The organism is Streptomyces sp. NPDC018029, assembly GCF_044327655.1.
In the GTDB taxonomy this organism is placed as follows: Bacteria; Actinomycetota; Actinomycetes; order Streptomycetales; family Streptomycetaceae; genus Streptomyces.
In genome coordinates, this window is the sequence record NZ_JBIRFV010000019.1 from 24,108 (window position 1) to 39,776 (window position 15,669).

A 15,669-nucleotide genomic window follows, 5' to 3' on the forward strand; every position below is an offset into this window, starting at 1 on the left:
TTCGTGGGCGGATCGGCGAAGAAGGCGCGGCGGCGGGCGGCGGGAGCCGCGCTGCGGTACGAGCATGTGCCGGGGGCGCGGACCTCGCCCCCGGCGAAGGGGCGCGGGGGGAAGCGGGTCGGGTGGCGCGTCCGGCTGCGCTCCGTCGGCTTCGGCTGCACGGTGGTCGCCTGCCTGGTCGTGGGCTCGGCGGCGCTCATCTTCGGGCCCCTCAGCTGGGCCGGTGAGATGTGGCACGAGTTCGCACCGGACTGGCCCGGCGGGGGCTACGGCTTCGCGGCGACGACCGGGCTCTTCCTGCCGCTGGCCGGTGCGTGGATGGTCGCCGCGCTCTTCCGCACGAACTGGCGGAAGGAGAAGGCCCGCTCGCTCCTCTGGGCCGTCGTCGCGCTGCCGGGGGCCTGTGGGGCGCTCATGGCCTTGGCCATCGCGGCACAGACGATCCGGCCCAAGCACAGCCGCCGCCACGGGTCGTGCTCGGCGGCCGGTGAATACTGCTGGGTCAGCAGCAACTACCCGTACGTCTGGGCGGTGGGCCTCACGGCGACCGTCCTCGGCGTCGCGGGCGTCCTGGGCGCCTACGACCTGCGCAACATGAGGCGCAGGCGGCGGCTCACTCCACCGGAGACAGCCGCGCCTTCGGATCCCCCGCCTTCGGATCGTCCGACGTGTACATGAGCTTCTTCCCGTCGGGACGCAGATAGACCGTGTGGGGCGTCTGCGAGCACTGGCCGCCGTTGCTCTTCGCGCCCTCGCCCCGCGCCACGAGCCGCTCGGGCGTGACCGACTTCAGAGTCAGGACGTCCGTGCAGGTGTTGCCGATCGGGTCGCGCTGGAGGACCGTGCCGAGGCGTTCGCCCGGCTTCGCCTGGCGCAGGGTGACCGTGAACGTGCCGAGAGGGATCGTGCCGCCGCTCGCGTCGGCCCGGCCGCGCCACTTTCCGAGGTAGGCCTCGGGGACCTTCCCGGAGCCCGCGGAGTCGCCGGGCGTGCTGGGCGCGCCGGTCGCGGCCGGTGGCTTCGGCCCTGCGCCTCCCGACATGTCGTCGTCCTTCGGCAGCATCCCGAAGACGAACACCGAGCCGACCGTGACGGCGGCAAGCGCTCCGGCCACGGCGAGCGCGACCGTACAACTCACCTTGCGGCCGCGTCCCTCAGAGCCCTCCGGCACGGAGGTCGCGGCGACGGAGACGGAGAACTTGCCGGGCGGGGGCTCGGTGCGGGGTTCCGGTACCCGGTCGGCGTGCGCGGCTTGCGAGGGGCCTGCCGGCGGGTTGTACGAGGGGTCGGGCGGCCCGAAAGAGCCTTCCACGGAGGGGGTGTTGAACGGCACGGGACCGGAGGGAGCATTCACGGACGCCGCACCCGCGGCCGACCCCGCCTCCGCACCCGCCCCCGTGTCCAGGTCGAGCAGCCGCACCGCGCTCCGGCTCACGCGCTCCACGACGGGACCGGGCAGCCAGCCCGCCGCGACCAGCGCCGCCGCGCCCGTCGGGGCGAGGCGGCGGGCGAGCTCCTCCGGGGCGGGCCGCGCGGCCGCCTCCTTGGCCAGGCAGGCGGCGGCGAGGTCACGCAAGTCGCCGGTGAGCGAGCCCAGTTCGGGCTCCTCGTGGACGACCTTGTAGAGCAGCGCGGCCGACGAGTCGCCCGGGAAGGGCGACTCCCCCGTCGCCCCGTACACCAGGACCGCGCCGAGCGAGAAGACGTCCGCCGCGCCCGTGACGCCCTTGCCGAGGATCTGCTCGGGCGACATGTAGCCGGGCGAGCCGATGGAGACGCCGGTGGAGGTGAGCGACGCCGTGCCGTCGGTGGCGCGCGCGATGCCGAAGTCGATCAGGCGCGGCCCGTCGAGCGTGAGCAGGACGTTCGACGGCTTCACGTCGCGGTGGACGAGCCCCAGGGCGTGCACGTGCGCCAGGGCCTCCGCGAGGCCCGCCCCCAGGACCCGTACGGAATGCTCGGGAAGCGGTCCGCCCTCCCGCACCGCCTCCGTGAGCGAAGGACCCGCCGCGTACCCCGTGGCGACCCACGGCACCGACGCGTCCGGATCCGCGTCCAGGACGGGCGCCGTCCAGTCGCCGCCGACCCGCCGCGCCGCGTCGACCTCACGGCGGAAGCGGGCCCGGAACTCCTCGTCGAGCGCGAAGTGCGGGTGCACGACCTTGACCGCGACGGTGCGGCCGCCCGCGCTGCGCCCCAGATAGACCCGGCCCATACCGCCCGAGCCGAGCCGGCCGAGCAGCCGGTAGGGCCCGATCGTGGTGGGTTCGCCGGCTTCGAGCGGATGCATGACCGTGGCCTCCCCCAGGCGTGCTGTCCGGACACCTCGCGCGCCTCAGCACTCCGGATCAGCGTAGTGCGCAAGCGCGCGCGGGAACGCACCCGCCCGCATTCGCCGCCACACGTGCGCAATGACCAGAATGGTCCGCTACGTTCCCTTGACGTACGCCTGACGTACCTCTGTCCGGCAATTGCCGGAAGGAGAGAGCGGCAAGAGCGGCAAGAGTCTGCCGTTCACCGCGGGCATGCCCGGACGCAATCCGGAAGCCGCGAACTATTGCGGCATCGGCTGCATTCCGATTTCGCCCGCGCGAATTGCCGCTACGGCTTCAGGAGCTCCACGTGCACGTCCGCGGGGAAGCCCGTCGTCGGGCCGACCCGGCGGGCGAACTCGGTGACGCCCCCCAGCTGCGCGGCACCGAAGCGGAAGTCGAGCGTCGTGAAGTACCGCTCCAGGATCTCGGCGTCGAAGGACTCCCAGCGCGCGGCCTGCTCGGCGACCTTCCCGACCTCCTCCAGAGAGAGGTCGCGGGAGGCGAGGAAGGCCTTGTGGACGGCGCGTACGACCTCCGGCTCGCGCGCCGCGTAGTCGCGCCGGGCGGCCCAGACGGCGAAGACGAACGGCAGGCCCGTCCACTCCTTCCACAGCTGTCCGAGGTCGTACACGTCCAGGCCGAGCCGCGGCCCGTCGATGAGGTTCGCGCGCAGCGCCGCGTCGCCGATGAGGACGGCGGCGTCCGCCTCCCGCATCATCAGCCCCAGGTCGGGCGGGCACGTGTAGTAGTCGGGCCGCACGCCGTACCGCTCGGCGAGCAGCAGCTGCGCGAGTCGTACAGAGGTACGAGAGGTGGAGCCGAGCGCCACCCGGGCGCCGTCCAGCCGGTCCAGCGGCACCTGCGAGACGATCACGCAGGACATGACGGGCCCGTCGCAGCCGACCGCGAGGTCGGGGAAGGCGATCAGGTCGTCGGCGTTCTTCAGGAACTCGACGAGCGTCACGGGCGCGATGTCGAGCTCGCCCCTGACCAGCTGCTCGCTGAGCTTCTCGGGGGTGTCCTTGGTCAGCTCGAAGTCGAGGAGCGTTCCGGTCCGCGCGAGCCCCCAGTACAGGGGCAGGCAGTTCAGGAACTGGATGTGACCGACGCGTGGCCGGGGAATGCGGCGGGAGTCGTGCGACTGTTCGGCGCCTGCCCCCGCGAAGGCGTTCAGGGGAGAATTGTCCACATCGGCGAGGCTAGCCCTCGTGCGGGAGGGTTCGGGCGCCGGGGGCCCGACGCGCCCCCGAACCCCCTCCGTCAACCCCGTCGGGAGCCCCGTCAAACATCCGGGTGACGTGATCTTGCCCCCTATTGCATTCCCGGGTCTGCGTGCTAAGCTCGCCGCAAGTTGCAGTTTGGTTTCCCTTGCAGTACAGAGCCTGCGGAGCATGTAACCCCGCAGGCTCTCGTCGTTTTCAGACTTATGCAGTTGTTTAAACAATCGCTGGTTCTGGAGCAGGGCAACCCTTTGGCCCAAGGAGGGCTTATGGCTACCGGAACCGTGAAGTGGTTCAACGCTGAAAAGGGCTTTGGCTTCATCGCCCAGGAAGGCGGCGGCCCGGACGTCTTCGTCCACTACTCCGCGATCAACGCGAACGGCTTCCGCTCCCTCGAGGAGAACCAGGCCGTTTCCTTCGACGTGACGCAGGGCCCGAAGGGTCCGCAGGCGGAGAACGTCACCCCCCAGTAATCGGACGCCTCACGTCAGTGAGGTGTGTGATTCCTCCGGTGACTTGATCCGGACATGGATGCAGTACCCAAGGAGCCCTGCTCCTCCGCGTGAGCGGGGGAAGCGGGGCTCCTGCCTTTTTCTCCGGCCCCTGGGCCCTGGCCCTGAGCCCTGGCGGCCCTAGGTGTGCTGCATGATCATCACGAACGTGGTGCCGGGTTCCAGCGCCTCGTACGAGTGCGCGACGTCCCCGCGATACGACATGTAGTCCCCCGGACCCAGCTCCACCGCCTCGCCACACGGGCCCGCGAGCAGCCGGCCCGTGCTGATGACGAGGTGCTCCACCGATCCCGGGATGTGCGGGTCGGACTCACGGGCGGCACCCGGCTCCAGAGCCCCGTGGTAGATGTCGCGCCGCACGCCGGTCGGCCCGGCGGAGAGCAGGGTGCCCGCGTACGACGAGTTCTCGGCGTGCATGGTCGGGCCCTCGCCCGCGCGGATCACCGTCACGGCGGGCGCGGGCGACTCCACGAGCACGCTGAACGGCACGCCGAGCGCGACGGCCAGCGACCAGAGCGTCTCGATGCCGGGGTTGCCGGTGGCCGCCTCCAGCTGGGAGAGCGTGGACTTCGCGATGCCGGCGCGCTTGGCCAGCTCGGAGAGGGAGAGGCCGGCCCTGGCGCGCTCCCGGCGCAGGGCGGCGGCGACCCACTCGCGCGGCATGCGGGACCCGTCGGTCATCACAGTTTCCCTCGGCTCTCTCCTGTTCGGTACAGCGGACCGATCGTTCGCCTTGACGAACGCGCCCCACTCCACCCATCCTACGACGCATGCGTTCGCCACACCGAACAGATGACCCGTCCGACCGAACGGGCGAGATACCCGGGGACCCGCCCAAGGGCCTCGTCCGCGTATCCGACCTCCCGCCCGGCGTCCTGCGCGACATCGCGCTCGTCTGGCTCGCCGACGCCGTCGTCGGCGTCTCCTTCGGCGCCATCGCCGTGGGCGGCGGGCTTCCCGTGTGGGTGCCGGTGCTCATGTCGCTGCTGGTGTACGCGGGCTCCGCCCAGTTCAGCGCGGTCGGCATCCTCACGGCGGGCGGCGGCCCGGTGGCCGCGGCGGCGACCGGTCTGCTCCTCAACTCCCGTACGGCGGCGTTCAGTCTGGCGCTCGCCGACGACCTCGGCCGGTCCTGGGCGGCGCGGCTGATCGGCGCGCACCTGGTCACGGACGAGACCGCGGCGTTCGTGCTGGCCCAGCGCGGCCGCCGGCAGCGCAGGGCCGCCTTCTGGATATCCGGCGTCGGCCTGTTCGTCGCCTGGAACCTCAGCGTGCTGGCGGGCGCCCTCGCCGGGTCCGCGCTCGGCGACACCGACCGGTTCGGCCTCGACGCCGCGTTCCCCGCGGTGCTGCTCGCGCTGGTGCTGCCCGCGCTGCGGAGCGACAGCGCGGCGCGGCGGGCCGCGGCGGCGGGTGCCGTCATCGCGGTCGTCGCCGCGCCGCTGCTGCCCGCCGGAGTGCCGGTGCTGCTCGCCCTCCTCGGCCTGCTCGCGGCGCGCCGCCCCCGTCCCGCCTCTTCGAGGAGCACCTCATGAACGCCACGCTCGCCTGCGTCCTCGCCCTCGCCGCGGGCACGTACGCCTTCCGCCTGGCGGGTCCGGTCCTGCACGGCCGCGTCGAACTCCCGCCACGGGTGCAGGAGTTGCTGGCCGTGGCCGCCACGGTCCTCCTGGTCGCGCTCCTCGCCACCGGCGCCCTCACCGAGGGCCAGGAATTCGCGGGCTGGGCGAGGCCCGTCGGTGTCCTGGCCGGTGGCGTCCTCGCCTGGCGCAAGGCGCCGTTCGCCGTGGTCGTGGTGGGCGCGGCGGCGACCACGGCGCTGCTGCGTCTGGCGGGCGTCCAGTAGCTCCCGGGGCGTGGGGCTACTGCTCGTACAGGCCCTCCACCACCCCCGCGTACCGCTGTGTCACCGCCTTCCTGCGGACCTTCAGGCTCGGGGTGAGGAGGCCGGACTCCACGGTGAAGTCCTCGTCCAAGAGCGCGAATGCGCGGATGCGGGCGGGGCGGGACACCGTGGCGTTGGTGGCGTCTACGGCCTCCCGGACCAGGGCGTGGACGCGGGGGTCGCGGGACGGCGGGTCCGTCAGCCGCACGCCCTCACGCTCGGCCCAAGCCGCGATCTCCTCCGCGTCCAGCGTGATGAGCGCGACCGGGTAGGGGCGGTTGTCGCCGACCATGACGGTTCGGGACACGAAACGGGTGGTCTGGAGGGCCAGTTCGGTCAGGGACGGGGTGAGGTTCTTGCCGCCCGAGGTGATGATGAGGTCCTTCTTGCGGCCCGTGATCGTGAGGAACCCGTCCTCGTCGAGGGCGCCCAGGTCCCCGGTGTGCAGCCAGCCGTCGTCGTCGATGACCTCACGCGTGGCCTGCGGGTTGTTGTGGTAGCCGAGGAAGACCATGGCGCCCCGCGCAAGGACCTCCCCGTCGTCCGCGATGCGCAGCTCGACGCCGTCCACGGGACGGCCGACCGTGCCGTACCGCACCGCGCCCGGGTGGTTGAGGGTGAGGACGCCGGCCGACTCCGTCATCCCGTACCCCTCGTAGACCGCGATGCCGCAGGCCCGCAGGAAGTCGACGGTGTCGGGCGCGATGGGCGCGCCGCCGGTCAGCGCCCACCGGACGCGGCCGCCGAGCGCCTGCCGGACCAGGCTGTAGAGGGCCTTGTCGGCCGCTTCGTACGCCTCCCTCAGCTCGGCGGGCAGTTCGCCGTCGGCGGCGAGGACCCCGATGCGGACGGCCTCCTCGAACCGTTCGCGCCCGCCTTCCTCCGCCTCGGCGAGGGAGAGCACCACGGACCGCACCTTCTCGAACAGCCGGGGCACGGACGGCAGATGGGTGGGGCGCGCCTCGGCCAGCTCGGAGACCACGTCCTCGATGCGCCCGCCGAAGAAGGTGAGCGTGCCGCCTCCGATGAGTGTCGTGAACTCGATGAGCTGGGCGAGGAGATGGGCCAGCGGGAGGTAGAGGTACGTGGTGTCGCCGGGGCCGCCGTCGACGAGCGGCACGGCGGCGGCCTGCACGGCGAGCAGATTGCCGTGCGTGAGCAGACAGCCCTTGGGCGGCCCTGTGGTGCCGGAGGTGTAGATGATGGTGGCCAGGTCGTCACTCCGGCGGTCTTCCGCCCGCGCCAAGAGCACGTCGAGCGGGGCCTGTTCGGCGGGCTCCTCCGTCATCAGGACCACGTGCCGCACGCCCGGCAGCCGACCCCGCAGCCGCTCGATCTTCGCCGCCTGCGCCGCGTCCTCGCAGATCACCACCGTCGCGCCCGAGTCGTCCACGACCCAGGCGACCTCGTCGTCCCCCGCCGTCGGATAGACCGGGACCACGACGGCGCCGGCCGCGAGCACGCCGAAATGGGTGCAGGTCCACTCGGGACGGGTCTCGGCGAGGACCGCCACGCGGTCGTCCGGGCGGACGCCGAGCGCGAGCAGGCCCCGGCCCACCCGCCGGGCGGCGTCGCGGAGTTCCGCGTACGACATCTCGGCCCACGCCCCGTCGCGCCGGAAGCGCAGAGCGGGCAGATCCCCCGGTGACTCCCCCGGTGACCCCGGCGGCTCCCCGTGCCGCTCCGCCGCCCACTCCGCCAGGAGCGCCAGGCTGCCGGGCAGTTCGGACGGCTTCAGTGGGTCCTTCCGCGTCTGCTGCATGCGTACGACGCTAGGGGCCGCGCCCGGCTGCCGGGATGACGCGAAACGTCAGCAGCACTGGCCGGTCCGCTCAGCCGTCACTACCGTCGTGACATGGCCAGGCGGACGATCACCGTGCACCATGTACGGGCCGTGCTGCGCGGCGCCGAGCGGCGCGGCGTGGACACCGTGCCGCTGCTGCGGGGGGCGCAGATCCCGCCGCTGCTCCTCGGCGACGACCGGGCCCGGGTCACCGCGCCCCAGTTCGCCCGGCTCTTCCGCGAGCTGTACCGCGTCACGCAGGACGAGTTCCTCGGCCTCGGCTCCGCCGTCAGCAGGCCGGGCACGTTCGCGATGATGTGCCAGGCCTCGCTAGGCTGCGGCGACCTCGGCTCCGCGGTGCGGCGCGGCGTCACCTTCTACGGCCTGTTCCCCGGCGGCCCCGACCTCGTCCTCGAACGCCGCGACGACGAGGCGGTGTTCGGCGTCCGCGACGACCTCGAACAGGACTACTTCCTCGCCGAGTGCCTCGTCATCATCTGGCACCGCCTGTGCAGCTGGCTGATCGGCCGCCGCATTCCGCTGCGCTGGGCGGAGTTCGGGCATCCGCCGCCCCCGCACAAGGACGAGTACGAGCTGCTCTTCGGCTGTGCCGTGCGGTTCGGCGCCGAGCGCACCGGCGCCGGCTTCGACCCGCACTGGCTGGACGCGCCGCTGATCAGGGACGAGGCGGCGCTGGACGAGATGCTGCGCCGGGCGCCCTTCGAGCTGCTCTCCCGGCGCGAGTACGGCACGACGGTCGCCGAGCAGGTGCGCCGCGTCCTCGCCCGCGCCCTGCGCACCTCGCCGCGGCTCCCTTCGCTCGGCGAGATCGCGGCGCGGCTCGCGGTGAGCCCGGCGACGCTGCGCCGCCGCCTTGCGGAGGAGTCCACGTCGTACCAGCAGCTGAAGGACGCGGTGCGGCGGGACGCGGCGATCGCCGGTCTGGTCGAGGGGCGGGAGCCGATCGCGGAGCTGGCGGCGCGGCTCGGCTTCTCCGAGGACACGGCATTCCACCGGGCGTTCCGCCGGTGGACGGGGACGACGCCCGGGGCGTACCGGACGGAGACAGTCCGCTCCTGCGCCCCGGACCCCGGCTCCGACCACCCAGGCCCTCGTGCCACCGCCCCTTACGACTCCTCGCCGCCCGCCGCCCCGCCCCTCACATCATCCGCCGAGCCGTCCCCCGCACCATCAGGCGCCGCCCCCGCCCGGCCCCCGGACGGCGCATCCCGCGGCTGACCCCCCGGTTCGTCGAACACCGCGCCGTTGACCGTCGCCGCGTCCGCCCGCACCGTCGTCTCGCCCTCCAGCTTGCCGAGGCGCCGGCTGGTGCGGCCGAGTGCGATGAGCACCGTGATCAGCGACGTGGACGTGCCCTCGATGCGCCGCGTGTAGCGCACGGCCTCCTCGTAGGCGGCGTGGGCCTGCGCCACCATGTCCTGCGCGTCGTAGGCGTCGCCCATGTCCTTGAGGACGGAGGCGTACCAGCCCGGGTCGCTCTCGCCGTCGACCAGGGCGAGCACGGCCTGGCAGGTGGCGACCCCGTCGGCGTAGGCCCCCTCGACGCCCGCCCGCCCCAACTCCTCGTACGTGAGCGCCATGTTGTGCAGGACGGCGGCCCGCCGCTCGGTGTCCGGGATCTTCGGGACCTCCCCGGCGAGCCGCTCCAGGACGTCCCGCGCCTCGCTCCGCTCGCCCAGCGCGGCGAGCGTGTTGGCGAGGGCGGTCATCGTCGTCGCGAGGTCGCTCGGGTTGTCGGCCTGCTGCTTGTACGAGACGGCCTGCCGGAAGTACTCGACGGCCTCCTTGAGGTCGTCGGCGTCGCGGTAGGTGTCGGCGATGTCGTGCAGGATGATGCCGTAGACGCCCGGCGACTCCTCGGGGTCCGTCAGGCCGCGGGCCTCGTAGAAGCAGGCGAGCGCCTGGTCGAGGCGGGCGGGCCGCGGCTGGCTTGTCTCTTCCGGCATGACGGTCTCCGTTCGGGGTCGGATGGTGCGTCTGCTCTCGTCGCGTGAACTCCTGCTCGACGCCGAAGGCGAGGCTGGGCAGGGCGGCGAGCAGTTCCTCGTACGCCGTGACGGCACCGGCGGCGTCACCCGCGTGCCCCCGGCAGCCCGCGGTTTCCCCTCTGTGAACGTAGCGTCGAGGCGGCCCGCTGAATACCTGTGGGCGGAAGACCCGGTCGGATGACTGTGAGCAGAAGTCAACGAAGGTGAGCGTCGCGGTCAGCCCGTGGATTACTCGCTGGTCACTACGGTCGTTGCCAGAACACCCCTCCGCCCCTGAGGACAGTTGGGAGAGCCGCATGCACACACGTACCAGCGTCAGAGCGTGGGCCGTGGTGGCCGCGCTCGGTCTGTCGGCCGTCACCCCGCTCACGGCCGCGCACGCCGAGGACTCCGGGCCCCCCGGAACGGCCGGCGGCCCCCTCAGCTCCTCCGGCCCCCTCGGCTCCTCCGGCCCCCTCGGCCCCTCCGGACCCCTCGGCCCCGCCGGCCCCCTCGGACTGCTCGGCTCGTCCGGCCCGTCCGGTTCCCCCGGCGACATCGTGAGCTCCGAGCCGAGCAGCTTCCACCCGCTGCCGGGCCAGCCCACGAAGACGAAGGCCTGGAAGATCCACTACCGCTCCACGACCGCCAAGGGCGAGCCGAACACCGTCTCCGGCACGGTCATCGTGCCCCAGGACGGCCGCGAGGGCCCCCGCCCCCTGATCACGTACGCCGTCGGGACCGTCGGCGTCGGCGACCACTGCGCGCCCAGCGCGGGCTTCCCCAAGGGCACCACCGTGGAGGCCAACCTCATCCAGCAGCTGACCCTGCGCGGCTGGGCAGTGGTCGTCACCGACTACGAGGGCCTCGGCACCCCCGGCGACCACACGTACACGGTGGGCCGCGCCGAGGGCCAGGCCGTGCTGGACGCCGCCCGCGCCGCGATCCGGCTGCCCGAGGCGGGCCTCGGCGAGGACACACCGGTCGGCATCATGGGCTACTCGCAGGGCGGCCAGGCCTCGTCATGGGCGGCCGAACTGCACGGCTCGTACGCCCCCGACCTCGACGTCAAGGGCACGGCGACCGGCGGCGTCCCCGGTGACCTGATGAAGGTCGCGCAGTTCAACGACGGCCTGTACGGCTCGGGCCTGATCTTCCTGGCGGCGATCGGCCAGAACGCCGCCTTCCCCGAACTGAACCTCGCCTCCTACCTCAACCCGAAGGGCGAAAAGCTCATCGCGGCCCTGCGGAACGCCTGTGTCGCGGACGCCGCGGTGCTCGGCGCGTTCAAGCCGATCTCGTCGATGACCACGAAGAACCCCCTCGACCAGCCCGACTGGCAGCAGCGCCTGAACGAGTCGCGGGTCGGCACGGTCAGGCCGGACGCGCCCGTGTACCAGTACCACGCGCTCGGCGACGAGCTCATCCCGTACAGCGTGGGCAAGAAGGTCCGCGAGGAGTGGTGCGCGCGGGGCGCGAACGTGGAGTGGCACAAGGTGGCGGTCGGTGAGCACGTCAGCGGCGTGATCACGCAGTCGCCGTTCGCGGCCGGGTGGCTGGCGGACCGGTTCGCGGGCAAGCCGGCGCGCGGCAACTGCTGACCCGGGCCCGGGGATCGAGATGACCTGCGGGTCACCGGCGAAAAATTAGTGGGCAGTGCGGCGAAGTCCCCCTAGGATCTCGAGGTTTGCACGACTTCGAGAACCGGGGGGATTTCTCGTCATGCTCTTGGCACCCACGGCCCTGTCCCTGACCATGCTGGCCCTGTTCGTCCTGGCGATGAAGGCGTCCGACACGATGCCGCACCGCCCCACGGCGGAGCCGGGCGCCGAGCCGGAAGGCGCCGCCGGAAAGGAGGCCGCCCGATGACGCCACCCTTGACGTCCGCTCCGTCCGCTACGTCCGCTACGGAGGCGGCGCCGTTGACGCCGCCGCCGGGTGACCCCTCGCTGGCGGATCCCGCGCCGGGTCCCGACTTCGTCACCCCTGTGGACAACGTCTTCGTACGCACCCACCTGGGCCTCCCCGAGATCGACCCCGCGACGTGGACGCTGACGGTCGAGGGCCTGGTGGCCCGCCCCCTGCGCCTCGACCTGCCTGCGGTCCTCGCCCTCCCGCGCGAACAGCTCACCGCCGTCCACGAGTGCTTCGGCAGCCCGTTCCGCCCCGACACGCCCACGCGCGCGGTGACGAACATCGAGTGGACGGGTCTGCCGCTGGCCGCGCTCCTGGACCGCGCGCGCCCGCTGCCCGCCGCGCGGCACGTGCGCTTCGAGGGCGCGGACACCGGCTCCTTCCAGGGCGAGGACGGCCTCTCGTACGTGAAGGACCTCCCGCTGGAGACCGCCCGCCGTGACGTGTTCCTCGCCCACGGCATGAACGGCGAGCCCCTGCGCCCCCGCCACGGGTGGCCGCTCCGGGCCGTGGTCCCCCGCATGTTCGGCACCAACTCCGTGAAGTGGCTGACCCGCATCGTCCTCACGGAGGAGCGGCCGCAGCACATGTTCACGACGACGTTCTACACGCGTGTGCTGCCGGGGGACGACACCCCGCAGCCGGTGCGTGCGGTGGACGTCAACAGCAAGATCCTCGCCCCCGAGGGCGGCTCCAGCGTCTCGCCCGGTGATGTGGTGTTCCGGGGCCGCACCTGGAGCACGACGGAGGTCGTCCGCCTCGACCTGTCCGTCGACGGCGGCCCGTGGGAGCCCGCAACACTCGACGTCCTCGGCGCCGAGCCGACCTGGCAGGGCTTCTCCCTCCGCCGCACGCTGCGGCCGGGGCCGCACACGGTTCGCTCCCGCGCGACGGACGCGGCGGGGCGCGTCCAGCCGCCGCCGGGCGCCCGGAACTCCGTCCACGAGGTGCGCTTCACGGTGGGCTAGCGGCGGCCTGCCCCTCGTGGCGCAGCTCGGCCCAGACGGTCTTGCCGACGGCGCGCTCTGTCACGCCCCAGGCGCTGGCCAGTGCCTGGACGACGCACAGCCCGCGTCCCGACTCGCCGTCGGGGGCCGCCTGTTGCACCTCCGGGCGGCGGTCACCCCGGCAGTCCGCGACTTCGATACGGAGCGTGTCGGGCCTCGTCCGGACGAGGCGCAGCTCGAAGTCGCGGCCGGCCACGTGGCCGTGCGTGACGGCGTTCGCCGCGAGCTCGGCGACGATGTGCGCGGCGGCGTCGGAGAGCTCGCTCCCGTGCGGGATGCCCCAGAGGTCCAGCTGGTGGGTGGCGAGGCGCCGCGCCAGGCGGGCACCTCGCCGGGTGGGGCTGAGCAGTTGGGCAAATCTCTGGGGTGCGGCCTCGGAGTCGCTGACGCGGGTGGTCATTTGGGGATTCATGTGACTCAGCGTGGCCGAGCGGTTCTACGCTGCCCAGGTACGACGCCACGACGCCGGGTAGCTGTACGGGTACGGCCCGTTGGCGTACGAGACGTCGACCGTGACCCAGACAAGGGCGGTACGGGCAATGGCGAGCAAGAACGAGGAGCGCCCCGAGCGACCCTCTGTGGTGGACGGAACGGCCCATCTCTTCCGGGCCCTCGGCAAACAACTCAAGGTTCTGCGCGAGCACGCCGGGATGAGCCAGAAGGAGCTGGCTGTGGAGGTCCACTGCACGGAGGGCCTGATCTCCGCGATGGAACGCGGCGTCCGCACGCCGCAGCCGGATTTCCTCCGGCGGGCCGACAAGGTGCTCAAGGCGGGCGGGGTGCTGGTGGCGGCCATCGAGGACGTCGAGGAGGCGCTGAAGAAGGCGCGGACTCGGCATCCGGATTGGTTCCGAGACTTCGCCGAAGCGGAGGCAGAATCTGTCGTACTCCACGAGTACAGCAATCAGGCCGTCCCAGGGCTGCTTCAGACCGAGGACTACGCCCGAGCGGTGTTCACGCAACGACGCCCTCTGTTGGACGAGGAAACCATCGAGAAGCGAGTCGCCGACCGTCTGGCTCGGCAGCAAATCTTCGAGCGATGGCCAGCGCCCACCTTCAGCTACGTGCTGGAGGAGGCGGTACTCCAACGGCCGATCGGCGGCCGGACCGTTCACGTGCATCAGTTGCGGCAGCTGCTGCGATTCGGCCGGATGCGTCCCATCGAGCTTCAGGTGATGCCTACATCACGCGACGAACACGCGAGCATGGACGGCCCGTTCACGTTGCTGACGCCGAAGGGTAGGCGGCAGGTGGCCTACACGGAGATCCAAGGATATCCCCGACTCGTTACCGATCCAGAAGGAGTCAGCGTCTTCGCCGAGCGCTATGGGATCATCCGAGCGCAGGCTCTCACGCCCAGGGAGTCCTGGTCCCTGATCGAGAAGATGTTGGGGGAACGATGAACACCACCGAACTCGACTGGTTCAAGAGCAGTTACAGCGGCGGCGAAGGCGGCACGTGCCTCGAAGTCGCCTATGACTGGCGTAAATCCAGCTACAGCACGGGCGAGGGCGGAGAGTGCCTCGAAGTCGCCTACAACTGGCGGAAGTCGAGCCACAGCTGCGGCGAGGGCGGCCAATGCGTAGAGCTATCGTCCTGTCCCCACGCGATCCACATCCGTGACTCCAAGAACCCCACCGGACCCACCCTCTCCATAGCCCCCATCACCTGGTCCAAGTTCCTCCCTTACGCGAAGGCCTGACGTGGAGGAGGTCACCGAGACCCTGATCCGCGCCCTCCTCAAGGAGCAGCACCCCGACCTCGCGGAGCTGGACATCCACTCCCCGGTCAGGGGATGGGACAACGAACTCTGGCGCCTGGGCCAGAACCTGGCCGCCCGCCTGCCCCGCACGGAACGCGCCCCGGAACTCCTCCGCAAAGAACACCGCTGGCTCCCGGCACTCGCGCCGACGCTCCCCCTCCCCGTACCGACCCCCGTACACCTGGTCGAGCCGACGCCCCGCTTTCCGCAGCCGTGGACCATCGCTGCCTGGGTGCCGGGTTCTCCGGCCGACCGCACCCCGATCAGCGAGGGCGACCACGCGGCCGAGGCGCTGGCGGAGTTCCTGCGTGCGCTGCACAAGGAGGCCCCGGAGGACGCACCCCGCGTCCAGGAGCGAGGGGCGCCGCTCCCCACCCTCTCCCACGTCTTCGAACAGCAACTCCGCGACCTGGCGCACGAAATAGGGACCCAGGCCCCGGCCCTCCGTACCGTCTGGGAGGACGCCGTCACGGCACCCCCATGGCAAGGCACCCCCGTCTGGCTGCACAGCGACCTGCACCCCGCGAACGTCGTCGTCACCGACGGCACCCTCTCCGGCGTCATCGACTTCGGCGAACTCTGCGCGGGCGACCCGGCGACGGACCTCGCGGCGGCGTGGCTGCTCCTGCCGAACGGGGCGGCGCCACGCTTCTTCGAGGCGTACGAGCGGGCCGACGACGCGACGATCCGGCGCGCCCGGGGCCGGGCCGTCCTGCAAGCCCTGGTCCTCATCGCCATCCGCCGCAACGGCGAACGGGGCCTGCCGGGCGGCAAGGTGACGTGGGGCCGCGCGGGCCGGGCGACACTTCAGAGACTGATCGCCCGGTAGCTCAGCAGCGCATCGACGACCCGCCCCGCCGCATCGGCGCCGCGCTCCGGCCCCAGGTCCGAACCCAGGACCAGGTCGCGGGCGCGGGGGTGCGGGACGTTCGCGGCGAGGAGCAGCAGGTAGTAGTCGCAGTCGGGGGACGCCGCGTCGGCCAGAACCCGCCGTACGATCTCGGCGAGCTCGTCCCGCGTGACGTCCGGCACCCGGGGCCACGCGGGCCGCGCGGCCTCCCGCGCGAACTCCTCCAGGCTCCGCCACCCGTCGTACTCGACGAAGTCGAGCGGCCCGTAGCGATGCCCGGTCGCCGCATTGAACGCCGCGACGTGCTCGTCCCCGGCCCCGTCACGCACCAGCTCGGCGACCCGCTCGATCTCGCGGCTGAGCGCGACCAGGCGTTCCGGGGATACGGGCGGGGGCAGCAGCTCGGGGCGTAGGTCCACGGTGGGAATTATGC

Annotated in this window: 19 protein-coding genes; 12 read left to right on the forward strand and 7 right to left on the reverse strand. The window is 72.2% G+C overall.

What is annotated here, in order from left to right; translation table 11 throughout:
* Positions 1-3 precede the first annotated feature (3 nt).
* Positions 4-678, forward strand: a complete 675-nt coding sequence (locus ACH4D5_RS37990; RefSeq protein WP_398312540.1) for a hypothetical protein — start codon at positions 4-6, stop codon at positions 676-678.
* Here the strand turns inward: ACH4D5_RS37990 and ACH4D5_RS37995 are convergent.
* Positions 614-2,290: a protein kinase gene (locus ACH4D5_RS37995; protein ID WP_398312543.1), complete on the reverse strand. Its 1,677-nt coding sequence runs from the start codon at positions 2,288-2,290 to the stop codon at positions 614-616. The two genes, ACH4D5_RS37990 and ACH4D5_RS37995, sit on opposite strands and share 65 nt — an antisense overlap.
* 311 nt (positions 2,291-2,601) lie before the next feature.
* Positions 2,602-3,438, reverse strand: coding sequence for a menaquinone biosynthetic enzyme MqnA/MqnD family protein (locus ACH4D5_RS38000; protein WP_398312770.1), 837 nt, complete (start codon positions 3,436-3,438; stop codon positions 2,602-2,604).
* A 366-nt stretch (positions 3,439-3,804) separates the two neighbouring features.
* Between ACH4D5_RS38000 and ACH4D5_RS38005 the strand changes: the two genes are divergently transcribed.
* Positions 3,805-4,008 carry a cold-shock protein gene (locus ACH4D5_RS38005; RefSeq protein ID WP_018528239.1) on the forward strand — a complete coding sequence of 68 codons (204 nt, stop codon included), beginning with the start codon at positions 3,805-3,807 and terminating at the stop codon, positions 4,006-4,008.
* 159 nt (positions 4,009-4,167) lie between these two features.
* On the opposite strand, the gene ACH4D5_RS38010 is transcribed toward ACH4D5_RS38005, so the two are convergent.
* Positions 4,168-4,728: a helix-turn-helix domain-containing protein gene (locus ACH4D5_RS38010; protein WP_398312546.1), complete on the reverse strand. Its 561-nt coding sequence runs from the start codon at positions 4,726-4,728 to the stop codon at positions 4,168-4,170.
* A gap of 89 nt (positions 4,729-4,817) precedes the next feature.
* Here ACH4D5_RS38010 and ACH4D5_RS38015 point away from each other — a divergent pair, with 89 nt between their 5' ends.
* Together ACH4D5_RS38015 and ACH4D5_RS38020 are read left to right on the forward strand one after the other, a co-directional pair.
* Complete coding sequence (locus ACH4D5_RS38015; RefSeq protein WP_398312549.1) at positions 4,818-5,582, forward strand: AzlC family ABC transporter permease; 765 nt, start codon at positions 4,818-4,820, stop codon at positions 5,580-5,582.
* Positions 5,579-5,893, forward strand: a complete 315-nt coding sequence (locus ACH4D5_RS38020) for an AzlD domain-containing protein (protein ID WP_398312552.1) — start codon at positions 5,579-5,581, stop codon at positions 5,891-5,893. The genes ACH4D5_RS38015 and ACH4D5_RS38020 overlap by 4 nt, the downstream gene beginning before the upstream one ends.
* A 16-nt stretch (positions 5,894-5,909) precedes the next feature.
* On the opposite strand, the gene ACH4D5_RS38025 is transcribed toward ACH4D5_RS38020, so the two are convergent.
* Positions 5,910-7,694: an AMP-dependent synthetase/ligase gene (locus tag ACH4D5_RS38025; protein WP_398312555.1), complete on the reverse strand. Its 1,785-nt coding sequence runs from the start codon at positions 7,692-7,694 to the stop codon at positions 5,910-5,912.
* Positions 7,695-7,787: 93 nt separating this feature from the next.
* Here ACH4D5_RS38025 and ACH4D5_RS38030 point away from each other — a divergent pair, with 93 nt between their 5' ends.
* On the forward strand, positions 7,788-8,954 hold the full coding sequence (locus tag ACH4D5_RS38030; RefSeq protein ID WP_398312558.1) for an AraC family transcriptional regulator ligand-binding domain-containing protein: 1,167 nt from the start codon (positions 7,788-7,790) through the stop codon (positions 8,952-8,954).
* Here ACH4D5_RS38030 and ACH4D5_RS38035 read toward each other — a convergent pair.
* A complete protein-coding gene (locus ACH4D5_RS38035; protein WP_398312561.1) occupies positions 8,843-9,682 on the reverse strand; it encodes a tetratricopeptide repeat protein in 840 nt (279 codons plus the stop codon). The genes ACH4D5_RS38030 and ACH4D5_RS38035 overlap by 112 nt on opposite strands.
* Here ACH4D5_RS38035 and ACH4D5_RS38040 point away from each other — a divergent pair.
* The 4 genes from ACH4D5_RS38040 to ACH4D5_RS38055 all read left to right on the forward strand — a co-directional run bounded on the left by ACH4D5_RS38040 (position 9,681) and on the right by ACH4D5_RS38055 (position 12,585).
* Entirely contained in the window at positions 9,681-9,905 is a 225-nt protein-coding gene (locus tag ACH4D5_RS38040) for a hypothetical protein (RefSeq protein WP_398312564.1), read from the forward strand. The two genes, ACH4D5_RS38035 and ACH4D5_RS38040, sit on opposite strands and share 2 nt — an antisense overlap.
* Positions 9,906-10,020: 115 nt before the next feature.
* Positions 10,021-11,304 (forward strand): lipase family protein, encoded by a 1,284-nt coding sequence (locus tag ACH4D5_RS38045; RefSeq protein ID WP_398312566.1) that lies wholly within the window; start codon positions 10,021-10,023, stop codon positions 11,302-11,304.
* A gap of 121 nt (positions 11,305-11,425) precedes the next feature.
* Positions 11,426-11,572, forward strand: a complete 147-nt coding sequence (locus tag ACH4D5_RS38050; RefSeq protein WP_398312569.1) for a hypothetical protein — start codon at positions 11,426-11,428, stop codon at positions 11,570-11,572.
* Positions 11,569-12,585 (forward strand): molybdopterin-dependent oxidoreductase, encoded by a 1,017-nt coding sequence (locus ACH4D5_RS38055; protein ID WP_398312571.1) that lies wholly within the window; start codon positions 11,569-11,571, stop codon positions 12,583-12,585. Before ACH4D5_RS38050 ends, ACH4D5_RS38055 begins: the two co-directional genes overlap by 4 nt.
* Here the strand turns inward: ACH4D5_RS38055 and ACH4D5_RS38060 are convergent.
* The gene (locus tag ACH4D5_RS38060) at positions 12,572-13,036 is read right to left on the reverse strand and encodes an ATP-binding protein (RefSeq protein ID WP_398312574.1); all 465 of its coding nucleotides are present in this window, start codon (positions 13,034-13,036) and stop codon (positions 12,572-12,574) included. The genes ACH4D5_RS38055 and ACH4D5_RS38060 overlap by 14 nt on opposite strands.
* Positions 13,037-13,163: 127 nt before the next feature.
* Here ACH4D5_RS38060 and ACH4D5_RS38065 point away from each other — a divergent pair, with 127 nt between their 5' ends.
* Genes ACH4D5_RS38065 through ACH4D5_RS38075 form a run of 3 tightly spaced genes read left to right on the forward strand, consistent with a single transcriptional unit; the run spans position 13,164 to position 15,215 of the window.
* Positions 13,164-14,027, forward strand: coding sequence for a Scr1 family TA system antitoxin-like transcriptional regulator (locus ACH4D5_RS38065; RefSeq protein WP_398312577.1), 864 nt, complete (start codon positions 13,164-13,166; stop codon positions 14,025-14,027).
* Entirely contained in the window at positions 14,024-14,326 is a 303-nt protein-coding gene (locus ACH4D5_RS38070; protein WP_398312580.1) for a DUF397 domain-containing protein, read from the forward strand. The genes ACH4D5_RS38065 and ACH4D5_RS38070 overlap by 4 nt, the downstream gene beginning before the upstream one ends.
* A gap of 1 nt (position 14,327) precedes the next feature.
* Positions 14,328-15,215 (forward strand): aminoglycoside phosphotransferase family protein, encoded by an 888-nt coding sequence (locus ACH4D5_RS38075; RefSeq protein ID WP_398312583.1) that lies wholly within the window; start codon positions 14,328-14,330, stop codon positions 15,213-15,215.
* Here the strand turns inward: ACH4D5_RS38075 and ACH4D5_RS38080 are convergent.
* Positions 15,194-15,655: a hypothetical protein gene (locus ACH4D5_RS38080; protein WP_398312586.1), complete on the reverse strand. Its 462-nt coding sequence runs from the start codon at positions 15,653-15,655 to the stop codon at positions 15,194-15,196. The two genes, ACH4D5_RS38075 and ACH4D5_RS38080, sit on opposite strands and share 22 nt — an antisense overlap.
* Positions 15,656-15,669 lie beyond the last annotated feature (14 nt).

Bases quoted from the DNA above. Each gene is read 5' to 3' on its own strand.
- ACH4D5_RS38035 (WP_398312561.1), bottom strand. From the start codon at position 9,682: ATGCCGGAAGAGACAAGCCAGCCGCGGCCCGCCCGCCTCGACCAGGCG.
- ACH4D5_RS38060 (WP_398312574.1), bottom strand. From the start codon at position 13,036: ATGAATCCCCAAATGACCACCCGCGTCAGCGACTCCGAGGCCGCACCC.
- ACH4D5_RS38005 (WP_018528239.1), top strand. From the start codon at position 3,805: ATGGCTACCGGAACCGTGAAGTGGTTCAACGCTGAAAAGGGCTTTGGC.
- ACH4D5_RS38030 (WP_398312558.1), top strand. From the start codon at position 7,788: ATGGCCAGGCGGACGATCACCGTGCACCATGTACGGGCCGTGCTGCGC.
- ACH4D5_RS38065 (WP_398312577.1), top strand. From the start codon at position 13,164: ATGGCGAGCAAGAACGAGGAGCGCCCCGAGCGACCCTCTGTGGTGGAC.
- ACH4D5_RS38015 (WP_398312549.1), top strand. From the start codon at position 4,818: ATGCGTTCGCCACACCGAACAGATGACCCGTCCGACCGAACGGGCGAG.
- ACH4D5_RS38070 (WP_398312580.1), top strand. From the start codon at position 14,024: ATGAACACCACCGAACTCGACTGGTTCAAGAGCAGTTACAGCGGCGGC.
- ACH4D5_RS37995 (WP_398312543.1), bottom strand. From the start codon at position 2,290: ATGCATCCGCTCGAAGCCGGCGAACCCACCACGATCGGGCCCTACCGG.
- ACH4D5_RS38025 (WP_398312555.1), bottom strand. From the start codon at position 7,694: ATGCAGCAGACGCGGAAGGACCCACTGAAGCCGTCCGAACTGCCCGGC.
- ACH4D5_RS38020 (WP_398312552.1), top strand. From the start codon at position 5,579: ATGAACGCCACGCTCGCCTGCGTCCTCGCCCTCGCCGCGGGCACGTAC.
- ACH4D5_RS38045 (WP_398312566.1), top strand. From the start codon at position 10,021: ATGCACACACGTACCAGCGTCAGAGCGTGGGCCGTGGTGGCCGCGCTC.
- ACH4D5_RS38010 (WP_398312546.1), bottom strand. From the start codon at position 4,728: ATGACCGACGGGTCCCGCATGCCGCGCGAGTGGGTCGCCGCCGCCCTG.
- ACH4D5_RS38050 (WP_398312569.1), top strand. From the start codon at position 11,426: ATGCTCTTGGCACCCACGGCCCTGTCCCTGACCATGCTGGCCCTGTTC.
- ACH4D5_RS38055 (WP_398312571.1), top strand. From the start codon at position 11,569: ATGACGCCACCCTTGACGTCCGCTCCGTCCGCTACGTCCGCTACGGAG.
- ACH4D5_RS38040 (WP_398312564.1), top strand. From the start codon at position 9,681: ATGACGGTCTCCGTTCGGGGTCGGATGGTGCGTCTGCTCTCGTCGCGT.